General features: G+C 41.3%; 19 protein-coding genes. 10 read left to right on the top strand and 9 right to left on the bottom strand.

Annotation, left to right across the window (positions count from 1 at the left end; translation table 11 throughout):
- Positions 1-177: 177 nt before the first annotated feature.
- On the top strand, positions 178-1,326 hold the full coding sequence (yiaY, locus tag AC4GME_RS02815; protein WP_490375675.1) for an L-threonine dehydrogenase: 1,149 nt from the start codon (positions 178-180) through the stop codon (positions 1,324-1,326).
- 74 nt (positions 1,327-1,400) lie between these two features.
- On the opposite strand, the gene AC4GME_RS02810 is transcribed toward yiaY, so the two are convergent.
- From AC4GME_RS02810 to AC4GME_RS02800, 3 genes are all read right to left on the bottom strand, one after another.
- Positions 1,401-2,198, bottom strand: a complete 798-nt coding sequence (locus AC4GME_RS02810) for a substrate-binding periplasmic protein (RefSeq protein ID WP_490375674.1) — start codon at positions 2,196-2,198, stop codon at positions 1,401-1,403.
- On the bottom strand, positions 2,185-3,906 hold the full coding sequence (locus AC4GME_RS02805; RefSeq protein ID WP_490375673.1) for an ABC transporter substrate-binding protein: 1,722 nt from the start codon (positions 3,904-3,906) through the stop codon (positions 2,185-2,187). The genes AC4GME_RS02810 and AC4GME_RS02805 overlap by 14 nt, the downstream gene beginning before the upstream one ends.
- A gap of 298 nt (positions 3,907-4,204) precedes the next feature.
- Complete coding sequence (locus tag AC4GME_RS02800; protein ID WP_490375672.1) at positions 4,205-5,137, bottom strand: M14 family metallopeptidase; 933 nt, start codon at positions 5,135-5,137, stop codon at positions 4,205-4,207.
- 337 nt (positions 5,138-5,474) lie between these two features.
- On the opposite strand from AC4GME_RS02800, the gene AC4GME_RS02795 reads away from it, so the two are divergent.
- Positions 5,475-6,095: a LysE family translocator gene (locus AC4GME_RS02795; RefSeq protein WP_490375671.1), complete on the top strand. Its 621-nt coding sequence runs from the start codon at positions 5,475-5,477 to the stop codon at positions 6,093-6,095.
- Between the two features lie 39 nt (positions 6,096-6,134).
- On the opposite strand, the gene AC4GME_RS02790 is transcribed toward AC4GME_RS02795, so the two are convergent.
- A complete protein-coding gene (locus tag AC4GME_RS02790) occupies positions 6,135-6,845 on the bottom strand; it encodes a hypothetical protein (protein ID WP_490375670.1) in 711 nt (236 codons plus the stop codon).
- Between the two features lie 251 nt (positions 6,846-7,096).
- Between AC4GME_RS02790 and AC4GME_RS02785 the strand changes: the two genes are divergently transcribed.
- The 3 genes from AC4GME_RS02785 to bamJ all read left to right on the top strand — a co-directional run bounded on the left by AC4GME_RS02785 (position 7,097) and on the right by bamJ (position 9,367).
- Positions 7,097-7,504: a LexA family protein gene (locus tag AC4GME_RS02785; RefSeq protein WP_490375669.1), complete on the top strand. Its 408-nt coding sequence runs from the start codon at positions 7,097-7,099 to the stop codon at positions 7,502-7,504.
- 28 nt (positions 7,505-7,532) lie between these two features.
- Complete coding sequence (locus AC4GME_RS02780) at positions 7,533-8,789, top strand: Y-family DNA polymerase (protein WP_490375668.1); 1,257 nt, start codon at positions 7,533-7,535, stop codon at positions 8,787-8,789.
- 125 nt (positions 8,790-8,914) lie between these two features.
- A complete protein-coding gene (gene bamJ, locus AC4GME_RS02775) occupies positions 8,915-9,367 on the top strand; it encodes a BamJ family beta-barrel-assembly machinery protein (RefSeq protein ID WP_490375711.1) in 453 nt (150 codons plus the stop codon).
- 55 nt (positions 9,368-9,422) lie between these two features.
- Here bamJ and AC4GME_RS02770 read toward each other — a convergent pair whose 3' ends face one another.
- Positions 9,423-10,796 (bottom strand): L-serine ammonia-lyase, encoded by a 1,374-nt coding sequence (locus AC4GME_RS02770; RefSeq protein ID WP_490375667.1) that lies wholly within the window; start codon positions 10,794-10,796, stop codon positions 9,423-9,425.
- A gap of 305 nt (positions 10,797-11,101) precedes the next feature.
- On the bottom strand, positions 11,102-12,007 hold the full coding sequence (locus tag AC4GME_RS02765; RefSeq protein ID WP_490378992.1) for a LysR substrate-binding domain-containing protein: 906 nt from the start codon (positions 12,005-12,007) through the stop codon (positions 11,102-11,104).
- A 156-nt stretch (positions 12,008-12,163) separates the two neighbouring features.
- Between AC4GME_RS02765 and AC4GME_RS02760 the strand changes: the two genes are divergently transcribed.
- Both AC4GME_RS02760 and AC4GME_RS02755 read left to right on the top strand, forming a co-directional pair.
- Positions 12,164-13,111, top strand: coding sequence for a glutathione S-transferase family protein (locus tag AC4GME_RS02760; RefSeq protein WP_490376090.1), 948 nt, complete (start codon positions 12,164-12,166; stop codon positions 13,109-13,111).
- A 24-nt stretch (positions 13,112-13,135) separates the two neighbouring features.
- A complete protein-coding gene (locus AC4GME_RS02755; RefSeq protein WP_490376089.1) occupies positions 13,136-13,852 on the top strand; it encodes a pirin family protein in 717 nt (238 codons plus the stop codon).
- Positions 13,853-13,920: 68 nt separating this feature from the next.
- Here the strand turns inward: AC4GME_RS02755 and AC4GME_RS02750 are convergent, their stop codons facing one another.
- The 3 genes from AC4GME_RS02750 to queG all read right to left on the bottom strand — a co-directional run bounded on the left by AC4GME_RS02750 (position 13,921) and on the right by queG (position 16,122).
- Positions 13,921-14,325 (bottom strand): DUF2750 domain-containing protein, encoded by a 405-nt coding sequence (locus tag AC4GME_RS02750; RefSeq protein WP_490376088.1) that lies wholly within the window; start codon positions 14,323-14,325, stop codon positions 13,921-13,923.
- A gap of 113 nt (positions 14,326-14,438) precedes the next feature.
- Positions 14,439-14,768 carry an antibiotic biosynthesis monooxygenase family protein gene (locus tag AC4GME_RS02745; RefSeq protein WP_490376087.1) on the bottom strand — a complete coding sequence of 110 codons (330 nt, stop codon included), beginning with the start codon at positions 14,766-14,768 and terminating at the stop codon, positions 14,439-14,441.
- Positions 14,769-14,937: 169 nt separating this feature from the next.
- On the bottom strand, positions 14,938-16,122 hold the full coding sequence (gene queG, locus AC4GME_RS02740) for a tRNA epoxyqueuosine(34) reductase QueG (RefSeq protein ID WP_490376086.1): 1,185 nt from the start codon (positions 16,120-16,122) through the stop codon (positions 14,938-14,940).
- 25 nt (positions 16,123-16,147) lie between these two features.
- Here queG and AC4GME_RS02735 point away from each other — a divergent pair, with 25 nt between their 5' ends.
- The 3 genes from AC4GME_RS02735 to AC4GME_RS02725 form a co-directional block, all read left to right on the top strand.
- A complete protein-coding gene (locus AC4GME_RS02735) occupies positions 16,148-17,650 on the top strand; it encodes an NAD(P)H-hydrate dehydratase (RefSeq protein WP_490376085.1) in 1,503 nt (500 codons plus the stop codon).
- Positions 17,650-18,108 (top strand): tRNA (adenosine(37)-N6)-threonylcarbamoyltransferase complex ATPase subunit type 1 TsaE, encoded by a 459-nt coding sequence (gene tsaE / locus AC4GME_RS02730; protein ID WP_490376084.1) that lies wholly within the window; start codon positions 17,650-17,652, stop codon positions 18,106-18,108. Before AC4GME_RS02735 ends, tsaE begins: the two co-directional genes overlap by 1 nt.
- Positions 18,105-19,755, top strand: a 1,651-nt coding sequence (locus tag AC4GME_RS02725; RefSeq protein WP_490378991.1) for an N-acetylmuramoyl-L-alanine amidase, incomplete at its 3' end; no start/stop codon positions are given. The genes tsaE and AC4GME_RS02725, both read left to right, overlap by 4 nt.

Raw genomic sequence — 19,755 nt, 5'->3', positions numbered from 1 at the left:
GTGGAAAATAGAAATCACCATCTTTATTGGGACTGCCATATTAATGCCTCACAAAAATAGTTGGGGCCGTATGTAATCAGGAAAATATTTGGATGTTTTTGAGCGTTGCAGCGAGATTAAAAAAATTTATTTATCAATCATTTATCAATAATATTCACAATAATTTAGAGGTTACTTATGAGTTCTGCTTTTTTTATGCCAACTGTTAATTTAATGGGTGCGGGTTGTTTAGTTGATGCTGTAGCGAGTATTAAATCGCAAGGCTTTACACAAGGCTTAATCGTTACCGATAAAATTTTGAGCAGTATCGGAATGGTAAAACAAGTTTCAGATTTATTAGCGGCAAGCGCCGTGAAAACGGTTGTATTTGATGGTACACAGCCTAACCCGACTATCGGTAATGTAGAAGCTGGTTTAAAGATTTTAAAAGAGAATCAATGTGATTTCATTATTTCACTTGGTGGTGGTTCTCCACATGATTGTGCAAAAGGTATCGCACTTGTTGCTGCAAATGGTGGTGAAATTTCTGATTACGAAGGTGTTGATCAATCACCAAAACCACAACTGCCGCTTATCTCAATCAATACCACTGCTGGTACTGCATCTGAGATGACTCGTTTTTGTATTATTACTGATGAAGCTCGTCATATCAAAATGGCAATTGTTGATAAAAATGTAACACCGCTTATGTCTGTAAATGATCCCGAGCTGATGCTTGCAAAACCTGCATCATTAACAGCGGCAACAGGTATGGATGCATTGACTCATGCAGTTGAAGCTTACGTTTCAGTTGCTGCTACGCCAATAACAGATGCCGTTGCGATTAAAGCAATTGAAATTATTCAGCAAAGTCTGCGCACTGCTGTTAACGACGGCCAGAACATTGAAGCTCGTGAACAGATGGCATACGCACAATTTATGGCTGGAATGGCATTCAATAATGCTTCGCTTGGTTATGTACATGCGATGGCGCACCAACTAGGTGGTTTTTATGACTTACCACACGGTGTTTGTAATGCAGTATTGTTACCTCATGTACAGCGTTTCAATGCAAAAGTATCTCCGGCTCGCCTGAAAGATGTAGCAAAAGCGATGGGCGCAGATGTAGAAAACCTATCTAATGAAGAAGGTGCTGATGCGGCATTAGCTGCAATTGTAGAGCTTTCTACTGCTGTTGGTATTCCAGCCGGTCTTAAAGATCTAGGTGTTAAAGAAGAAGATTTCGATGTTCTTTCGGAAAATGCGTTAAAAGATGCATGTGGATTTACTAATCCAATTCAAGCGACTCATGCTGAAATTACTGAAATTTATCGTCAGGCAATGTAAACATAAGCCTCTTTTTTAAGTTGTAAATAAAAATCCGATAGAGTTTACTCATCGGATTTTTTACTATTTGCTTTCTATATATCCACTCCATATTCAAGATAGAGTTGCTTCATATAGCCATCACGGTACATTGCAGTCAAGGCAGTTTCCAGTTTTCTTATCTGTTCAACAGGCACTTCTCTATTGCAGGCCATCGCGCGAACGGAGGTATAGAAAACCAGTTCAGGTTGACCGAAAATTACGCCCTGTTTTTGCATCAGCTCTCGCGCACTTATTAAATCCGCAGCCCAAAGTTCAAATCGCCCTCGTTTTAATTTTTGTAAATTCTGCGCACTCAGGGTTGTCAGTTCCACATCAAATCCCAGATCAATTAAATACTCGCCAATACCACTACCAAGAAAACTTCCAATTTTATATGCCTTTGCATCACTTAAGGTGATCAGCGGAATGGAGAGGCTCTCCTGACTATATAAACCATAACGGGATACAAGCACAGGGCTTATCCATTGAAAATTGGCTTCACGCTCTTGGCTACGAACAATGGGTAAGACACAGTAGCCGGGCTTCCGCTCTACAGTAATAATCGCTCGTTTTAAGGGGATAAAGCGCAGTTTATATTGCAAGTCGCTACGAGAAAACATCTCCCTAAGCATATCAACCAATAAACCTTTCTGAGTTTTACCCACCATCACTGCATATGGCGATTCTTCATAGGTTAAGATCTGGATTTTCTCAGCCCGTGAAGTGCTTGCATATAGCGATAAATATAAAATAAAGCAAAGCGCAATCGCGTGTAAGCAAACAGCAGAAAACCTTTTTATCATCTCAAATTTTGCTGCTATATCACACTGGGCTTCGTTACTTCCATACATTGATAGCCTCCTCATAAGGAAGAGTATGACCTACAGCCTTATCTATTATGATACGTTTCGGTGCACCTGCTTGATTAAACCAAAACTCTTTGCTTGCAAGAGGATTTAATTTGGGTGCGCATTTCATATCCGTGCGCTCACCCATTAGTGCGAACTGTCTGTCCATTGCGGCTGCAAAGTTATCCATTCCCTTCTGTGTCGACACTTTCCCCTCAATAATCAGTGAGATATATTGCCACCAATAGTTAGCAAGCCCAGGGTAGTCCGGTACATTTGTTCCCGTTGGCGTCCAGATATCACGGCCACTGCTACGGTAAAATTCGACTAAGCCACCAAGATAGGGGGCTTGTTCACTCATCACATCTGATTCAATATCGGATAAACGGATCGGTGTTAAACCCACTAAGGTTTTTTTAAGTGAGACGGTTTTAGATACAACAAACTGTGCATAAAGCCAGGCTGCCTGCTGACGTTTTAACGGGGTATTTTTTAGTAATGTCCATGCTCCCGCATCCTGATAACCCGACTTCATACCAGCTTGCCAATATTTTCCAACGGGAGACGGTGCTACCCGCCATTTAGGTGTTCCGTCAAGGTTCATAACTGCTAAACCCGGTTTAGTGAGATTGGCAACAAAAGCGGTATACCAGAATATCTGCTGAGCAATGATACCTTTCCCTGCCCATTCACCAGCTTGCGTGAAATTAAGATCGATTGACTGCTCAGGGGCGTATTTATTTAACCAGTCTCTAAATTTATCAACAGCATAAATGGCGGCAGGACTATTTAGCGCTCCACCGCGTTCAACACTTGCACCGACAGGACGGCATTGTTCAACTCTTATTCCCCATTCGTCAACGGGGAGGCCATTCGGCAAGCCTTTATCGCCAACACCTGCCATCGAAAACCAGGCATCTGACATGCGCCAGCCAAGTGAAGGATCCGTTTTGGCATAATCCATATGACCATAGACACGCTGACCATCAATCTCTTTAATATCTTCACTGAAAAACTCTGCGATATCTTCATATGCCTGCCAGTTTTGCGGTACACCAAGCTGATAACCATAGCGGGATTTAAAACGTTTTTTAAAGTCTTCACGATTAAACCAATCATGCCGATACCAATATAGATTGGCAAATTGCTGATCCGGCAGTTGATATAGCTTACCATCGGGGCCGGTGGTAAATTTAAGTCCAATAAAGTCCTGCAGATCTAAACTGGGTAAAGTGACATTTGCCCCTTGTTCCTTGATAAAGTCCGAAAGAGGAAGAACAGCATTGGATCTAAAGTGAGTGCCGATAAGATCGCTATCATTAATATAAGCATCGTAAATATTTTGCTGCGTTAAAATCTGCGCGGATAGTTTTTTAATCACATCATCTTCACCGGTTAACTCATGCACAACATGAATACCGGTAATTTCAAAAAAAGCTTTGGCAAGCACACTTGCTTCATACCAGTGTGTGGCAATCCGCTCGGATACAACACGGATCTCCATTCCCTGATAGGGTTTACTGGCTTCAATAAACCAATTCATCTCCTGCATTTGCTCGCCTTGACTTAAAGTCGATGGTTGAAATTCATCAGAGATCCACTTCTGTGCAAGACTCTTTTGGGCAGTTTCCACTGAGTGCGCAGACAAACTGAAAAGCATCACAGTAAGCAGTGATATGCTAACCATAAAATGCAGATTGAGATTGGGCATTTACATTCTCCAATCAATAATTGAGAGCCAGCGTTAAGCTTGCTACAACTATGGTTGAGTCATGCAATCTTTGCCAATAATAAATGCTTTAAAAGTTGAAGATTCATTAGGGGTTAAGCGCGAAGATACAAACTTTTTAACAGGTAAAGAGAACGGCTGTCCAGTCAACAGTGCCTTATCTTTCCTCACCTCAATCTGTTTATTGGGAGATCCCAGGTCCCAGTCTGCTTGTGGTCTTGAAACACACGGTTATTGGAGAACGCATTTGTGAAAATAGAACACGAAATCAGTTAGATAATTACTCCGCTCCGCTGTGATAATTAATTATATAATCAAGGCCACCCGTTATGGCTGCAACTTGGGCATTGATACAATCCTGCTCTGTGACCTTTGGGCTATCTGGGTAGACCTCAGTGGTTGTTGAGTAAAGTCCATTAGTAAAGCCGGTGCAAAGCCCCAATTTCCTGCATGAATAATTAACGACACCCTGCTGCGCAAGAAGCTCTCCAATTATTTTACCGTCATTATCCGGCGGTGCTATATGCGTCACTTTTTTTACCGAATTTATAATTGCACGTTGAAAATCATGCACAGGATTTTCACTATCACCGACCAGATAAAAGCCATCAGGGATATTCCATATCGTATGTTGCACTGCATCTCTAGCCGCTAATGCGGGCCTAAATTCGCTGTTGTCACTATCTGTCGTTTCATGCAAATCGATATGCGCAGTAATCTCTGTATTTAGTGATGCTATATATTTCATCAAACTGGCTGATTCTTGAGACTGGCTGGCATCAAAGAAAGATCTGTTCGGATCTATTGCCTGCGGGTTCCAGCGATTAATCGTCTCATATCCCCATGGACTAACGCATGGTGCGACAACAAGGTTGAACTTTTCCGAATAGTTTAATGCCTCTTTTTCAAGAAAACGTATGGCACCATGGATGCCGCTGCTTTCATAGCCATGAACACCTCCCGTTATCAAGATGGTTGGTTTGCTATTATCCCATGCGCGGGTTTTGACGATATAAAGCCAGTATCTATTCGGCGCATAAATAAGTTCGCCATATTGCACGACTTCAAAGCTTTCTCTTAGAGGCGCAAGTCTTGTAACCACCTTGTTATGATAAGAGCGTTGAATTTTTTGCTTGCAAAACCAAGTCGCTTTTTCTTCTGGCCCCCATTTTTTTGTCGCTGTTTCTAGCGTATTAGCTTGTTGCTCTTTCATGGTTATGCCTTATTAATGTCGTCAGCTCGTGTATTGTGCTTTGCTTTTTGAAATAAAAATTAAATGGCGGATCCTTACTCGCCTGACTTTAACCTTTCTTAATTTTTTTGCAAAGCAGTAGCGTTAAAGTAAATTCAATAAAATCGAGGTTTACTTTAATTCCCAGCGGTTTCGCTAATAGATATAAGTTGCCAGGATCCATCTATATTGTTCCTGCGGGCCTCTTTTAAATTTAGATTTGGTAATGCGGGTTGTTCTGAGATAGCTTGTTGACTGTAGAAGATTAGCAATTACACTGTTCTTCGTTTTGCGGATATATATTTAAAATGGAGCCTTGATGGATACTTCTGTTCTGATACTGTTTATACCTACTTTCTTCGCTGTATCTGCCACGCCCGGGCTTTGTATGACGCTCGCTATGACCTTAGGAATGACAATTGGCGTTCGTCGCAGCCTGTGGATGATTGCAGGTGAATTAGTTGGTGTGGCGCTTGTTTGCATGTCAGCATTGATCGGCGTAGCAACTATCTTACTGGCTCGTCCTAATATGTTCCTTGCTCTGAAATACCTGGGTGGGGCCTACCTGTTTTATCTGGGTATGCAGATGTGGCGTTCACGCGGTAAAATGGCCATTCCTGAAAATTTTGCGATTCAGGTAAATATCGCGCCATTGTCGCTTGCTAGCCAAGGTTTTATTACCGCTATCGCCAATCCGAAAGCTTGGGCATTTATGATCTCACTGTTGCCGCCATTTATTGATGCCAGCCAGCCACTGCATCCGCAGGCCACCATCCTAATTGCTGTCATCTTGTGTTTTGAGTTGATCTGTATGCTGCTTTACGCAACAGGTGGGCGTACCCTGCGCAATCTGTTACAACAGCGTGGCAATGTTATGATTATGAATAGGGTTGCTGGTAGCCTGATGCTGGGCGTCGCATTATGGTTAGTATTCGCTTAACAGATAAAAGTGCAGGTTACTGCCGCGCATCCGGCGATCTTATCTTTTTTTATTAACAGTTATTTTTTGCACGCATTCCGGGTAGCGTAAAAGGTATATATCCTTAAAACCGCAGGAGTCTAGTTGAAGGCCGTCATATAGCGTTTTTCCGGAATTATATAAAGGATCAATTACCAGCAATAATGAAATATCATTAATGTTAGTCTTATACTTAGGAAGTTTATCTGCTTTACCTTTAATAATCTCTAATAAGTATTTGGCCTTTAGATGGCGAGCAAAACCAATATGGTCATCTATATGTACCCACCTTTGATATGATTTAAAATCATCCGTTAAACGCTGAATGTACAACTTAGTATTGTTTTCAATTTTCACCTCACGAGACTCGAAATGTTCGAGTTTTTTAGCTAAATTTGTCAGCACGCTAACTATTTTTTCTCTATTGTCTATGTTTCCGCTAATTTTAACCATCAATGGGATGGGACAATTTTTGTAGTAATCACGACTGATTGCTCTCATTTTATGTTTATTGAAGCCTTCGTGCTTTTTCTTGGCGGAACCTTTTTTTTCTATATCTGAATAGACCTCTGTGACTTCAAGACCGAAGGTGCCGTCACTGTCCGTTACAATCAAATCAGGGAATGCGCGCTCATTATCACTCCCTTTAATAGACCAGTTCTTATTTAGAATATCTGACACTTTTGCCGCATACATAATCTCTTTTTGCTTTTTTATCTGCTCTCTATTCATTATCGGCCTCATGAAGTTAACAGTTTTATCTATTATTTTAGTCGCGAAGCTAAGGATCTGATAGATCCAGAGTTTGTAGCTATTCACAATTCAATTAGATACTTATGGTAAATCAATAAGTAACTGTTTAATTTCATCGCCGCGCTGCGATCCATGCTTAACATTACCTAAGATCTACGATTGCTTTAAAACTTATTCACGCTACAATTAACACTGTGTAAATAAACAGTTCTAGTGGTGTGTAAATAGATATGAAAGTTATTCCGATAACCGCCAGTGCGGGTATTACTGGTTTTGAAAGTCCTGCCAGTGAATATAAACAACTTCCTTTAAGTTTGGATGAACTGCTTATTGAGCATCCGAGTGCTACCTTTATCGGTCAAGCCGATGGTGACTCGATGCGTGGCGTGGGCATTTTTAATGGGGATATTTTAATTGTGGACAGGCATCTGCAAGTTAAAAACCAGGATGTGATTGTAGCGAATTTTAATGGTGAATTTATTTGTAAAATATTAGATACACAGCGGCGATTATTACTTTCTGCAAATAAAAAAAATCAGGATGTGCAGATCACCAGTCACGATCAATTCAGCATTGAAGGTGTGGTTATTCGCTCTATTCGCTGTCATCGAGCAAGCCACTTGCTTGTGAATAAATGATGCAGACTCAACGGGGTAATTGGTAATAATGTTTGCTTTAGTGGATGCGAACTCCTTTTACTGCAGCGCTGAGCAGGTGTTTCGCCCGGAGTGGCGGGGTAGACCTGTTATTGTTTTATCCAATAATGACGGTTGTATTGTGGCTGCTAATAAGCAGGCGATTGCAATGGGCATTAAAAAATTTCAACCCTATTTTAAAGCGCGTGAGTTATGTGAAAAACAAGGCATTATTGTTTGCTCCTCCAATTATGAATTGTATGCGGATCTTTCCAGTAAAATGATGCAGGTGATCGGCCGTTTTGCACCCGAGCAGCATATCTATTCGATTGATGAATCCTTTTTAGCTTTTGATCAATGCCGAGCTAGCGTGCCTTGTTTGCTTGAGCATGCGCAGCGTTTGCGAAAAGCAATTTGGAAAGAAACACGTTTACCCGTTTGCGTGGGGCTCGGTGAAACGCTGACCTTAGCCAAAGTGGCTAACCACGCTGCTAAAAAACTGCCTGAATATCAAGGCGTCTGTTTGCTTGATAATCAGCTGCAAAAGCAGCAGATTTTTAAGCAGTTAAAGGCGGGTGATGTGTGGGGCATTGGCCGAAAAACCGCTTTGAAACTACAGCAAATGGGCATTTATAATATCGCGCAGTTAGCCGCACTTAATCCCCAGCGCTTACCCGCTAATTTTAATGTGGGAATCGAACGTACTATTCGCGAGTTAAATGGTGAAGTATGCCAAAGCTGGGATGCTGCACGCGCAGATAAACTGCAGATATTTTCAAGCAGAAGTGTGGGAAAACGTATCAATGATCATGATTCGCTGCAGCAGGCATTAGCGAAACACCTTGCTATTGCCACCGCTAAAGCGCGCTTGCAAGGTTCTTTATGTGGTACGTTAATGGCTTTTGCAAGTAACAGCCCATTTGATAAAACGCCACGTAGTTTTAAATTTATTCATCATTTTAAACCTGCCACTAATGATACAACTGAGCTGACAAAAATAATCGGTCAGGCATCAAAAACACTGTTTCAAGCTGGTATCCAATATTACAAAATCGGGGTGGGTTTATTGAATTTAAGCAGTGAAAAAAATCAGCAGTTGGAACTGTTTAATGCCCCCTCTAGTGGCAATAAATGTATGCCTGTGTTGGATCAGATCAATCAGAAATATGGAACGGATAGTCTGTTTTTAGCCGCCCAGGGTATAGATCAAAAATGGGCTATGCGCCGTGAATTTTTAACCCCGCAATATACCAGCAGATGGTCAGATATTCCGAAGATCTGTTGTTAATGGCGGGGTTAATAAGCACAACCTGTTTTGTAAAGGAATTAACCATTTCACTATGCATGTAAATTTAGTAAAGTCAGTTTTTAAATTTAATTAATAAGGTCTGTATTGTGCCAAAAATTATAATAATCGCCCTGATATTAGTTGTTCTGTTTTTTATTTTCCAACGTTTTACCAGTAACAAAAATGCACCGCAAAACATTCAAATAGGTGTTGAATTTCTTGCTGCAAATGCACAGCAGGAAGGTGTGCAAAGCACTGAGTCTGGTCTGCAATATAAAGTATTAACAAAAGGTGAAGGCACTGTACATCCAACGGCAAATAGCAATGTTAAAGTGCATTATCACGGTACGTTAATCGACAGCACTGTCTTTGATAGTTCAGTGGATCGTGGCGAGCCAATCTCATTTGGCCTGAATCAAGTTATTCCGGGGTGGACTGAAGGTGTGCAGTTGATGGTTGAGGGAGATAAATTCCGCTTTTATATCCCAAGTAATTTAGCTTACGGAAATCGTGGTGTGGGTAAAATTCCTGCCGGTTCATTACTGATTTTTGATGTTGAATTAATTGCGATAAACTAATATTCAAACTTAAAACAGGCCACCAGCTTTAACCTGCTGGTGACTGTTTTGCGCTCTACTCACACGGCGGAGCAAGATGAATTACCGCCAATCCACCGAGTGATGTTTCCCGGTATTTTTTATTCATATCCTTACCTGTCTGAAACATGGTATCTATCACTTTATCGAGTGAGATAAGTGACTTACTGTTTCTTTTAAGTGCCATGCGCGAAGCATTTATTGCTTTGACTGCGCCCATCGCATTACGTTCAATGCAGGGGATTTGCACTAAACCGCCGATCGGATCGCAAGTCATACCAAGTGAGTGTTCCATGGCAATTTCAGCTGCAATACAAATCTGCTCATTACTACCACCACGAATCGCTGTTAACCCAGCGGCAGCCATTGATGATGAAACGCCTATTTCACCCTGACAACCGACCTCTGCACCTGAAATAGAGGCATTCTTTTTATAAAGCATGCCAATGGCGGCAGAAACCGCTAAAAAGTCTTTAAGCTGTTTAGTATCCAGTTCACGAATAAATTTATGGTAATACATTAATACGGCAGGAATAACACCGGCAGCACCATTGGTTGGCGAAGTAACAACTTGTCCGCCGGCAGCGTTTTCTTCACTGACAGCAAAAGCATATAGATTTACCCAGTCAAGAATGGTCATAGGATCGCTATCAATTGCCTGATTGGCCTGTAGCGTTTTTAATAATGCAGGCGCGCGACGCACCACATTTAGTCCGCCATCCAGCAAACCTTCGGTCTGCAAACCGCGTTGCAGACATAAAGACATCACTTTCCATATCTGATCGGTTTTTTGATCCAACTCTTCTGCCGTGCGAAAAACCAGCTCATTTTTTTGAATTAAAGCGCCGATACTTAAACCTGAAGCATCGGCTTGATTTAATAAACTTGTCGCCGAATTAAATGCAAAGGGCAGGCTCGTGTTGTCCTGTTCACTTTGAGTATTCTGTAATTGAGATGCAGTTTTAATAAAGCCGCCACCAATTGAATAATATATTTCAGTGAATAGCTCTCTGCCTTGCTTATCAAATGCGCTAATGGACATACCATTTTCATGAAGAGGAAGGTTTTCGGAGTGAAACTGAATATGCTTTTGCACATCAAAATTAATATTCTGCTTATTTAAAACAGGTAAGGTTAATGTATCTATGCAGTTAGCAAAAAGTTGGTTGGCACTTTTTGTTTTAATCGTATCGGGTTGAAAACCTAATAAACCTAAGATAACAGCTTTATCTGTGTGGTGGCCTTTGCCCGTTAGCGCTAACGAACCAAACAGATCGACCTTTATTTCGTTAACAGATGTTAATTGATTTTTAATCGCTAAAGCAAACTGATAACCCGCAATCATAGGGCCATTAGTATGTGAACTTGACGGGCCAATGCCGATTTTATAGATGTCAAAAATGGAGAGCATGGATATTCCTATTTATAATTCACTGATGGCAGGCTGGCGTTTTTATTCATTTTTTACTCTTTAAGGTGTTATCTGTTCTGGTGAATTGTTGTGATGTTTTTAACTATTGCTTGATCTTGCAAATCACGACCTGCAACTCTGTGCTGGTATCATTTTAGCAGAGAGTTTTAGCACTAGGTAATAAACAGCTGCTACTGCGATGATTAAAATCACTATGATTGAGGCAGGTACAATTATCTCCTGCAAAGCCTCGCTTTATTAGCTTGCTGATTTTGCATCTTGAAGTAACATGGGTATATACCTTTTTAACACCTAATCTCTGTTTTTCTGGCAATCAACATTTCACGAATAGTTTTTAATGCCTTGCCTTGATTAACGATTTTCCACGCTAAATATAAAGGCGCAGGCTGGTAATCTTGCTCTATCTGCAATTCAATTAATTCCCCACTGTCTAAATATTTTTGAATACGCTGACGCGGTAAAAAACCACAACCGATACCTGCTAATTGCGCGTTAATTTTGTATTCCAGGCTTGGCACATAAAAGTATTTATCTTCACTGATTACCGCGTTGGTATTGGCCACCCATTGCCGCGCGGTATCGTGCGCGACGACAGCGCGGTACTTGGCGATCACTTCATGGCTTAATGGTTTCTGATGTCTGTTTAATGGATGCCCTGGATTGACAACAAAGACAGGATCAAAATCGCAGAGATGTAAGGTTTGAATACCTTTTTGTTTGGGGATTGGATTTGATGCGCCAATGATCATATCTATTTTATCATCCACCAAAGATTCCCATGCGCCATTCATTATCTCTTCACTAATATCCATCTCAATATTGGGATGCAGTTTTAAAAAGTCATTAAATACCGAAAAAATAACATTGCTTTGTAATATTGAGTCAATCGCAATATTTAATTTAGGCTCCCAACCATTGGCAATGGTTTGGGTTTTTACCGTCAGTCTCTGCACAGCCTCAAGAATCAATCGTCCCTCTTTAAGCAGGTTTTTTCCGGCGGGGGTTAATACTGAGCGTCTTCCCTGCTTTTGAAAAATGGTGACTTGTAACTGCTCCTCTAATTTTTGCACTATATAAGAGAGCGCAGAGGGGACCTTATTAAGTAATTCGGCCGCCGACGCATAACTGCCGCGTTTATCGATGGCATCAAGTACGGTGATCGCTTCAAGGGTTATAGGCTGCTGTGACATCTGAAACTCACTTATGACGGAAAGAAAAATAATCATTCAAATAATTTGAACATATAGCATTAATTTAATGCCTTATTTAAAAATAATCAATTCGTATACTGTAGTTATAGCAAGCGACATTCTAAAAGCAGATGCATAACTTATAAGGTTCATATTATGGGATTAATTATAAAGGGTCAGTGGGTTGATCAATGGTATGACACCGCAGACAGTGATGGTGAATTTATCCGCCAGGAAAGCCAGTATCGAAATACAATTTCCAATAAAGCGGGCAGTCAATACCAAGTAGAATCCGGGCGTTATCACCTCTATGTATCACTCGCATGCCCATGGGCGCATCGCACACTGATTTTCCGGCAATTAAAACAGCTACAAGCGCATATATCGGTAAGCATTGTGCTACCGGAAATGTTAGCTGAAGGCTGGTCTTTTTCGAAGCCGGGGGATGAGTTATATCAGTTTGCCCATCTGTTTGAGCTGTATTTAAAAGGCGATAAAAATTATCAGGGGCGCGTTACTGTGCCGGTTTTGTGGGATAAAAAAACACAAACCATAGTTAATAATGAGTCCAGCGATATTATCCGAATTTTTAATAGCGCATTTAATGAATTAACGGGTAATAAGGATGATTATTATCCCGCTGAATTACACTCTGAAATTGAAAATGTTAATGCACGTATATATAAGGATATTAATAACGGCGTGTACCGAGCAGGTTTTGCCAGCACACAAAAAGCTTATGAAAAAGCCTATTTACAACTGTTCAGTACATTAGACTGGTTAGAAGCTCGTTTAGCAAAACAACGTTATTTACTCGCAGATAAAATCAGCGAAGCCGATTGGCGTTTGTTTACCACCTTAGTGCGTTTTGATGCGGTATATCACGGTCATTTTAAATGTAATCGTCAAAAACTCAGTGAGTTTACTAATATCAGTGGTTATCTTCGCGACCTGTATCAAATGACCGGTATTAAAGAAACGGTCAATATGGATCATATTAAAACCCATTATTACAGCAGCCATACTTCAATCAACCCGACCGGTATTGTGCCGTTAGGGCCTGATCTGAATTTTGCAGAACCGCATAATCGCGATCATTTATAGCGGCAAGAGTTTGAGGGGAAGGTGATGATTAAGCATATTAGTTATTTTGATCTGGGCACTGCAGATCACGGCTGGTTAAAAAGCCGTTTTCATTTTAGTTTCGCAAATTATTATAATGCCAAGCGGATGGGCTTTGGCAAGTTACGGGGGATTAATGATGATCTTATAAAACCGGGTTACGGGTTTGATCCGCATCCGCACAAAAATATGGAAATAATTAGTTATATCCGTAGCGGAGCTATTTCTCATCAAGATAGTGAAGGCAACAAAGGACAAACAAAAGCGGGTGAAATTCAAGTGATGAGCGCCGGTACGGGAATTATGCATTGTGAATATAATTTAGGTTCATCGCCTTTAATCCTCTACCAAATTTGGATAGAAACCAATAAGCCTGAAGCGCAGCCTCGATGGGAAACACAAAAATTCCCGCTCAAGCCTGTGACTGAGCACTTACCTTTGTTAGTTTCAGGGTTTGCCGGTGACAAAGAGAAGGCGTTGTTTATTCATCAGAAAGCGCGGTTTTTTGCAGGCCGTTTAAAGCAGGGCACAGAAATTAAGCATAAGATTATTGAGCAAGCTTACCTGTTAGCATCACAAGGAGAGTTTGAAATTTCCAGCAAAGAGGTGCAGCAAGCTGTTTACCTTAACCAAGGAGATGGCGCAGAAGTGACAGATATAGATGTCTTAACGGTAAAGGCATTAACGGACTGCGAGATTGTTTTAATTGATCTGCCGGGTTAACCTTGAGGTGTCTTTATAGAAGAAACCCGATAAAACAGCTATCAGGTTTCTTTTAGGATGTGCTTTTATTAGCGTTTTTTATGTGCACTTTTTTTAGCTTGTTGTTGCAGTTCAAAATCAAATTCATCAGGAAAGAAGATCAGACCTTCACTGTTTTGATCCGGAAAAACTACAATCGCTAACTCATCATCTTCTAAACCATGTGTCCAACGGTTATGCCATTTTTCCAGTGAAATTGCTTCTGCGTTGCAATGTGACCACTCCTCAGTTGCCCAGGCTTGCGCAAACTCTTTATTTGGCCAAACAGGTACACAATCTTCATCCTCAGTATTGAGCATCACACAACCGTGTTCATCAACCAGTAACCAAATTTGTGCATTTTTCACAACTTCTTTGAGCAGATAGGAGTAACGCTTCTGCGCATCATATTGTTGAATTGTTTTGATTTGCTGGTCGTCTAATTGGTCACTCATAATCGAAGTTCCTGTATGCTGAGAAAATGTGGGATGAACAGGATAATTGAAAATATTGGATACGTCTGTTTATTTTTAAGAAAGGATAACGATTGTAACCGTTATCCTTATAATTAGGGCAGCAGTTGCGGTTGTGTTAGTTCCGTTGCCATTAAGTGATCCAGAATTGGCACCATCACAATGGGATCGTAAGCTTTGCTAATGGCGCAGATCATTTTAATACGAGCTTCTTCATGTTTGTCTTGTAAATTCTGCGCGCTATAAAAATGCTCTTCACTGATCCATTGACTGTAAGATAACCATTGGTTATTTTTTGTTTTGTGTAAACGAGATCCAAGTGCCCCATATTTTTCAATATTGCGGTGGATGATTTCAGACCAACCCTCTTTAAAAGATTGTTCATATCCAGGTTTGATTTCCCAACGAAAAAGTACGGCGATCATAAAACCTCCAAGCTGTGGCTGACAGAGATTTATATCCAAGATACTTGGGTATAAATAGCATTACTATAAGTTTTTTCGACAATGGCATTTCTGTCAAGTTAAAGGGAAATAAACGCCTAAATTGTTGTGAATAATATAAAAAATTATGAGCAATCACCGAATTTTGTTATTAAGCATCTCGCGGCAGACCTTTTTCTATCGCTTTGATCAAGCGCAGGTTAAGACGTTCATTGACGATTGGGATTTGCTTTTTATGCTGTGCCAGTGCCCACTCTATATGCTCATTTAACAGTTCAGACTCACAACTGGATAGTCTGTTTTTTAAAGCTGCCACCACGGCTTCACTTGACGGGGCATTGCCTAACGCAATCGCGATATTTCGTAACCAACGCTGATAACCGATACGGCGGATGGGGGAGCCTTCTGTATTGCTTAAAAATTCAGACTCAGTCCAGCTAAACAGATCCAATAACGGCTGCTTTTCGAGTTGATGGCGGGCCTGGTAGTCATCTTCTTGGGTGGTATTGGCAAAACGGTTCCAAGGACAAATTAACTGGCAGTCGTCACAGCCATAAATGCGGTTACCAATTGCTTTTCTAAACTCAACCGGAATTGCGCCTTGCAGTTCGATAGTGAGATAAGAGATACAACGACGGCCATCAACAATATAGGGAGCGACTATCGCCTGGGTCGGGCAAATTTTTAAACAGGCAACACACTGGCCACATTGATTGTCGACAGCTTGATCAACAGGTAAAGGCAGATCAACCATTAATTCGCCGATAAAAAACCAAGAACCAGCTTTTGCATCAATTAAAAGTGAGTGTTTGCCTACCCAGCCAAGCCCGGCTTTTTCTGCAAGAGGGCGTTCTAATACCGGCGCGCTATCCACAAAAGGGCGATATCCAAGCTGACCGACCTGCTGTTCAATTTTTTGTCCTAACTGTTTGAGTCTTTTGCGTAATACTTTGTGGTAATCACGGCCCAATGCGTAACGGCTGATATAAGCACTGTTTTTGTCTTTTAAAGTGTGTGCAAATGATGCATTTTCAGGCAGGTAATCCATACGCACAGAAATCACGCGCAGTGTGCCGGGATGAAGTTCATCCGGGCGTGCTCGTTTCATTCCGTGTTTTTCCATATAGTCCATTTCACCATGGTATTTTTTATCTAACCACTGTTGTAATTGCTCTTCATGTTGTTTGAGATCGATATCTGCGATACCCACTTCCTGAAAACCTAGAGCTTTGCCCCACAGTTTGATATTTTCAGACAGTGTAACTAAATCGAGTTGATCAATTTTTGGATTATTTTTAATTGAAGAGCTTTCAACTATATTTGTAGGACTTGTCATTTGTACTCTCAATAGGACGATAACTATGCTTTCTGATCAGATAAAAACCAAATGCAGTTTACCACATTCTTTATACCGTGCTCAGCAGATCAAAGATTTTGAAGGTGAAGCTGCAGAGTTAGCTGGAACGACCTTATATGGTTTGATGAAGCGTGCCGGAGAAGCTTGTTATCAAGTGTTTAAAACGCGTTTTCCTGATGTAAAACATGTATTGGTTTTATCGGGCAAAGGCAATAACGGCGGAGATGGTTATGTCTTTGCTGCTATTGCGAAAGATGCGGGGTTGTCTGTGCAGCTTTGCCAAATGGGTGATCCCGCTGATTTAACGGGGGATGCGGCACAGGCTAGAAATGCATGGAGAATCGAACAAGGTGTGATTGACGGTATCGAGCAAGCAGACTTTGAAACAGCAGATGTGATTGTGGATGCATTATTGGGTACAGGTTTGTCAGGCACTGTGCGAGCGGAATATCAGCGTTTGATTTATAAAATCAATCAAACCAAGAAACCCGTTTTGAGTATCGATATTCCCTCTGGTCTGAATTCTGATACGGGAGCAATCAGCGATGTTGCGGTAAAAGCGGATGCCACCATTAGTTTTGTTGGTTTAAAACAGGGGCTCTTTACTGGTCGGGCTGCGGAAAATTGCGGGCAAATCTATTTTTCAGGACTGGGTATTACCGAGCAGTTTACCTCTATATGTCCGAGCAACGTATTACGTGTTACCTATCAAGATATGCGATATTGTTTAACGCAACGCAGCCGTACCAGCCATAAAGGTTTTTTTGGTAAAACATTGCTATTAGGCGGCAATATCGGGATGCCTGGGGCAGTTCGTTTAGCTGCAGAGGCTGCTTTACGAACAGGATCGGGTTTAGTGAAAGTATTAACACGCCAGGAAAATCAGCTGGCAGTGATTGCTGGCCGCCCGGAATTAATGCTGGAAGCTTTTGATCTGCAAAAGATAGATGACAGTGCGATTCGTGATTGGGCAACTAATTTAGTGATTGGTCCTGGACTGGGGAAAGATGATTGGGCAAAAATGCTCTTAGATTTTATTTTAGCAAGTGATTTGCCGACCGTGGTTGATGCTGATGGTTTAAATTTACTGGTAGACAGACCCGCCTGGAAAGACAGTTGGATTCTAACGCCGCACCCGGGGGAAGCTGCCAATTTACTAGGTTGTTCGATTAGCAAAGTTGAAGGTGATCGTTTTAGTGCGGTGCGTAATTTGCAACGTAGTTTTGGTGGTATTGTGATTTTAAAAGGTGCCGGAACGTTAATTTGTGACGGTAAACAGATCTATGTGGCGAATGTGGGTAATCCGGGCATGGCAAGTGGTGGCATGGGGGATGTGCTTTCTGGTATTATAGGTGGTTTATTAGCCCAAGGCTTAAACTCGCAGCAAGCTGCAACGCTTGCGGTGTGCATCCATGGTCAAGCAGCCGATTTAGCTGCAGGACAAGATGAACGCGGTTTATTGGCCAGTGATCTGTTCCCTTATATCAGGAAATTAGTAAATCCATAATGTTTGATTTGTTTAAAGAAAAATTAGTAGATGCCGATCAGACGGTCGCTTTTGGTGGCCGATTAAGTGCGGCTTGTGATGAGCCCGTTTGTATCTATTTGCATGGTGATTTAGGTGCGGGTAAAACGACCTTAACACGTGGCTTTATCCAAGGTTTGGGTCATGTGGGTAATGTAAAAAGTCCCACTTATACCTTGGTTGAACCTTATGAGTTAGCAGATTGGCAAGTTTACCATTTTGATTTATACCGTTTGGGGGATCCTGAAGAGCTTGAATTTATGGGTATTCGAGATTACTTCACTGAGACTAGCCATTGCCTGGTGGAATGGCCTGAGCGTGGTGAAGGGATTTTACCGCAAGCTGATATTGACTTAACACTTTCTTATGTCGATCAGCAGCGCATCATTGAGCTACGGGCAAACACTGATATTGGATTACGAGTTTTAAATAAATTATGAAATTAACAACACGACTTTTTATCCGTTCTCTGTTTTTGCTTACTTTGTGTGTGGCAGGGTTATTTACACTTGCAAGTGGCGCACAAACTAATCAATTAAAAGGTGTGAGAGCATGGCCTTCGCCGGATAATACGCGTGTTGTTTTAGATCTTTCAAGCAAACCAAATTATGAAATCCATTATTTAAAACACCCTGACCGTGTGGTTGTCGATCTTAAATCAACAGTCAGTAAAATTGATTTAAAGAAAATCGCCAATGACGGACCTTTAGTTAATAACTTGCGTGAAAGTGCCAGTGGCCAAAAAGGCACTTATCGATTAGTGGTCGACTTAAATAAAGCCAGTCAGGCAAAAATATTCACTTTGCCCCCTGCAAAACCTTATGGTCACCGTTTAGTTCTCGACTTGCCGCATAACCAGTTAGTGAGCAAACCCACTTTAAAACCTAAAAAACAATTTCCTTCAGTCTCTGTCGGGCGGGATATTCTTATTGCCATTGATGCAGGACATGGTGGGGATGACCCCGGGGCATTAGGTAAATATACCTACGAGAAAAAAGTTACTTTGGAAATAGCCAAGCGATTACAAAAGAGAATTAATCAGCAAAAAGGAATGAGTGCTTTTTTAGTTCGCACTGGTGATTATTTTGTGAATTTGAATAAACGCTCAGCGATTGCGCGTAAGGGGAAAGCTGACTTTCTGGTTTCAATTCATGCTGACGGCTTTACTTCAAGCCGACCTCATGGCGCATCCGTTTGGGTATTATCAAACCGCAGAGCAACCACCGAACTCGGGCGATGGATGGAAAAACATGAAGCACATTCCGAACTGCTAGGTGGTGCGGGAGATTTGATTCAAGATTCGAGCAGTGTGCCATTTTTAACGGAAATGTTTCTAGATATGTCGATGGGTAATGCCATGGACGTGGGTTATCACGTTGGTGATTTGGTGGTTAAAGAGTTAAAACAAGTTACCAAACTACATAAGAAAAAACCCGTTCATGCTAGTTTAGCAGTATTAAAATCACCCGATATTCCTTCTATTTTGGTCGAGGCGGGTTTTATTACTAACCGTGCTGAGGAAAAGTTATTAAATAAATCAGCCCACCAAAATAAAATAGCCAATGCCGTGTTTCAAGGCATTTATAAACACTTCACACAAGCACCACCGCAAGATACTTTGTTTGCGCAGAAAAAGCGTGCTATCAAACATACAGTACGCAGTGGTGAATCTTTATCTGTTTTAGCTGCGCGTTATAGTGTTACTTCGAAAAACTTGAAAGCGTATAACAATCTGAAATCCAACTCGTTACGTATTGGTCAGGTTATAAAAATTCCACCTGACTACCAGTTAGTGGTGAAACAAGATCCCGTACGGCAGGTTGCACGCGCACCACAAAAAACGCGAGTCCATCAAGTTAAACGCGGTGAATCGTTATCTGTGATTGCAGCCAAATACGCGACGACAAGCACAGCCTTGAAAAAATTCAATAACCTCCGTTCAACATCATTGGCGATAGGCCAGAAGATTAATATTCCGGGTGATCGTATAGAAATAGCTGCTGTCTCTAAAACTCAAACAGCAAGTCGCAAGCCCGCTTCTATTCACAAAGTGAAAAGCGGTGAATCCTTATCTGTAATTGCCGCGA

It is taken from the genome of Psychromonas sp. (assembly GCF_983033635.1).
Note: the sequence above shows the minus strand (reverse complement) of the source record. Positions and strands in the feature narration are given on the sequence as shown.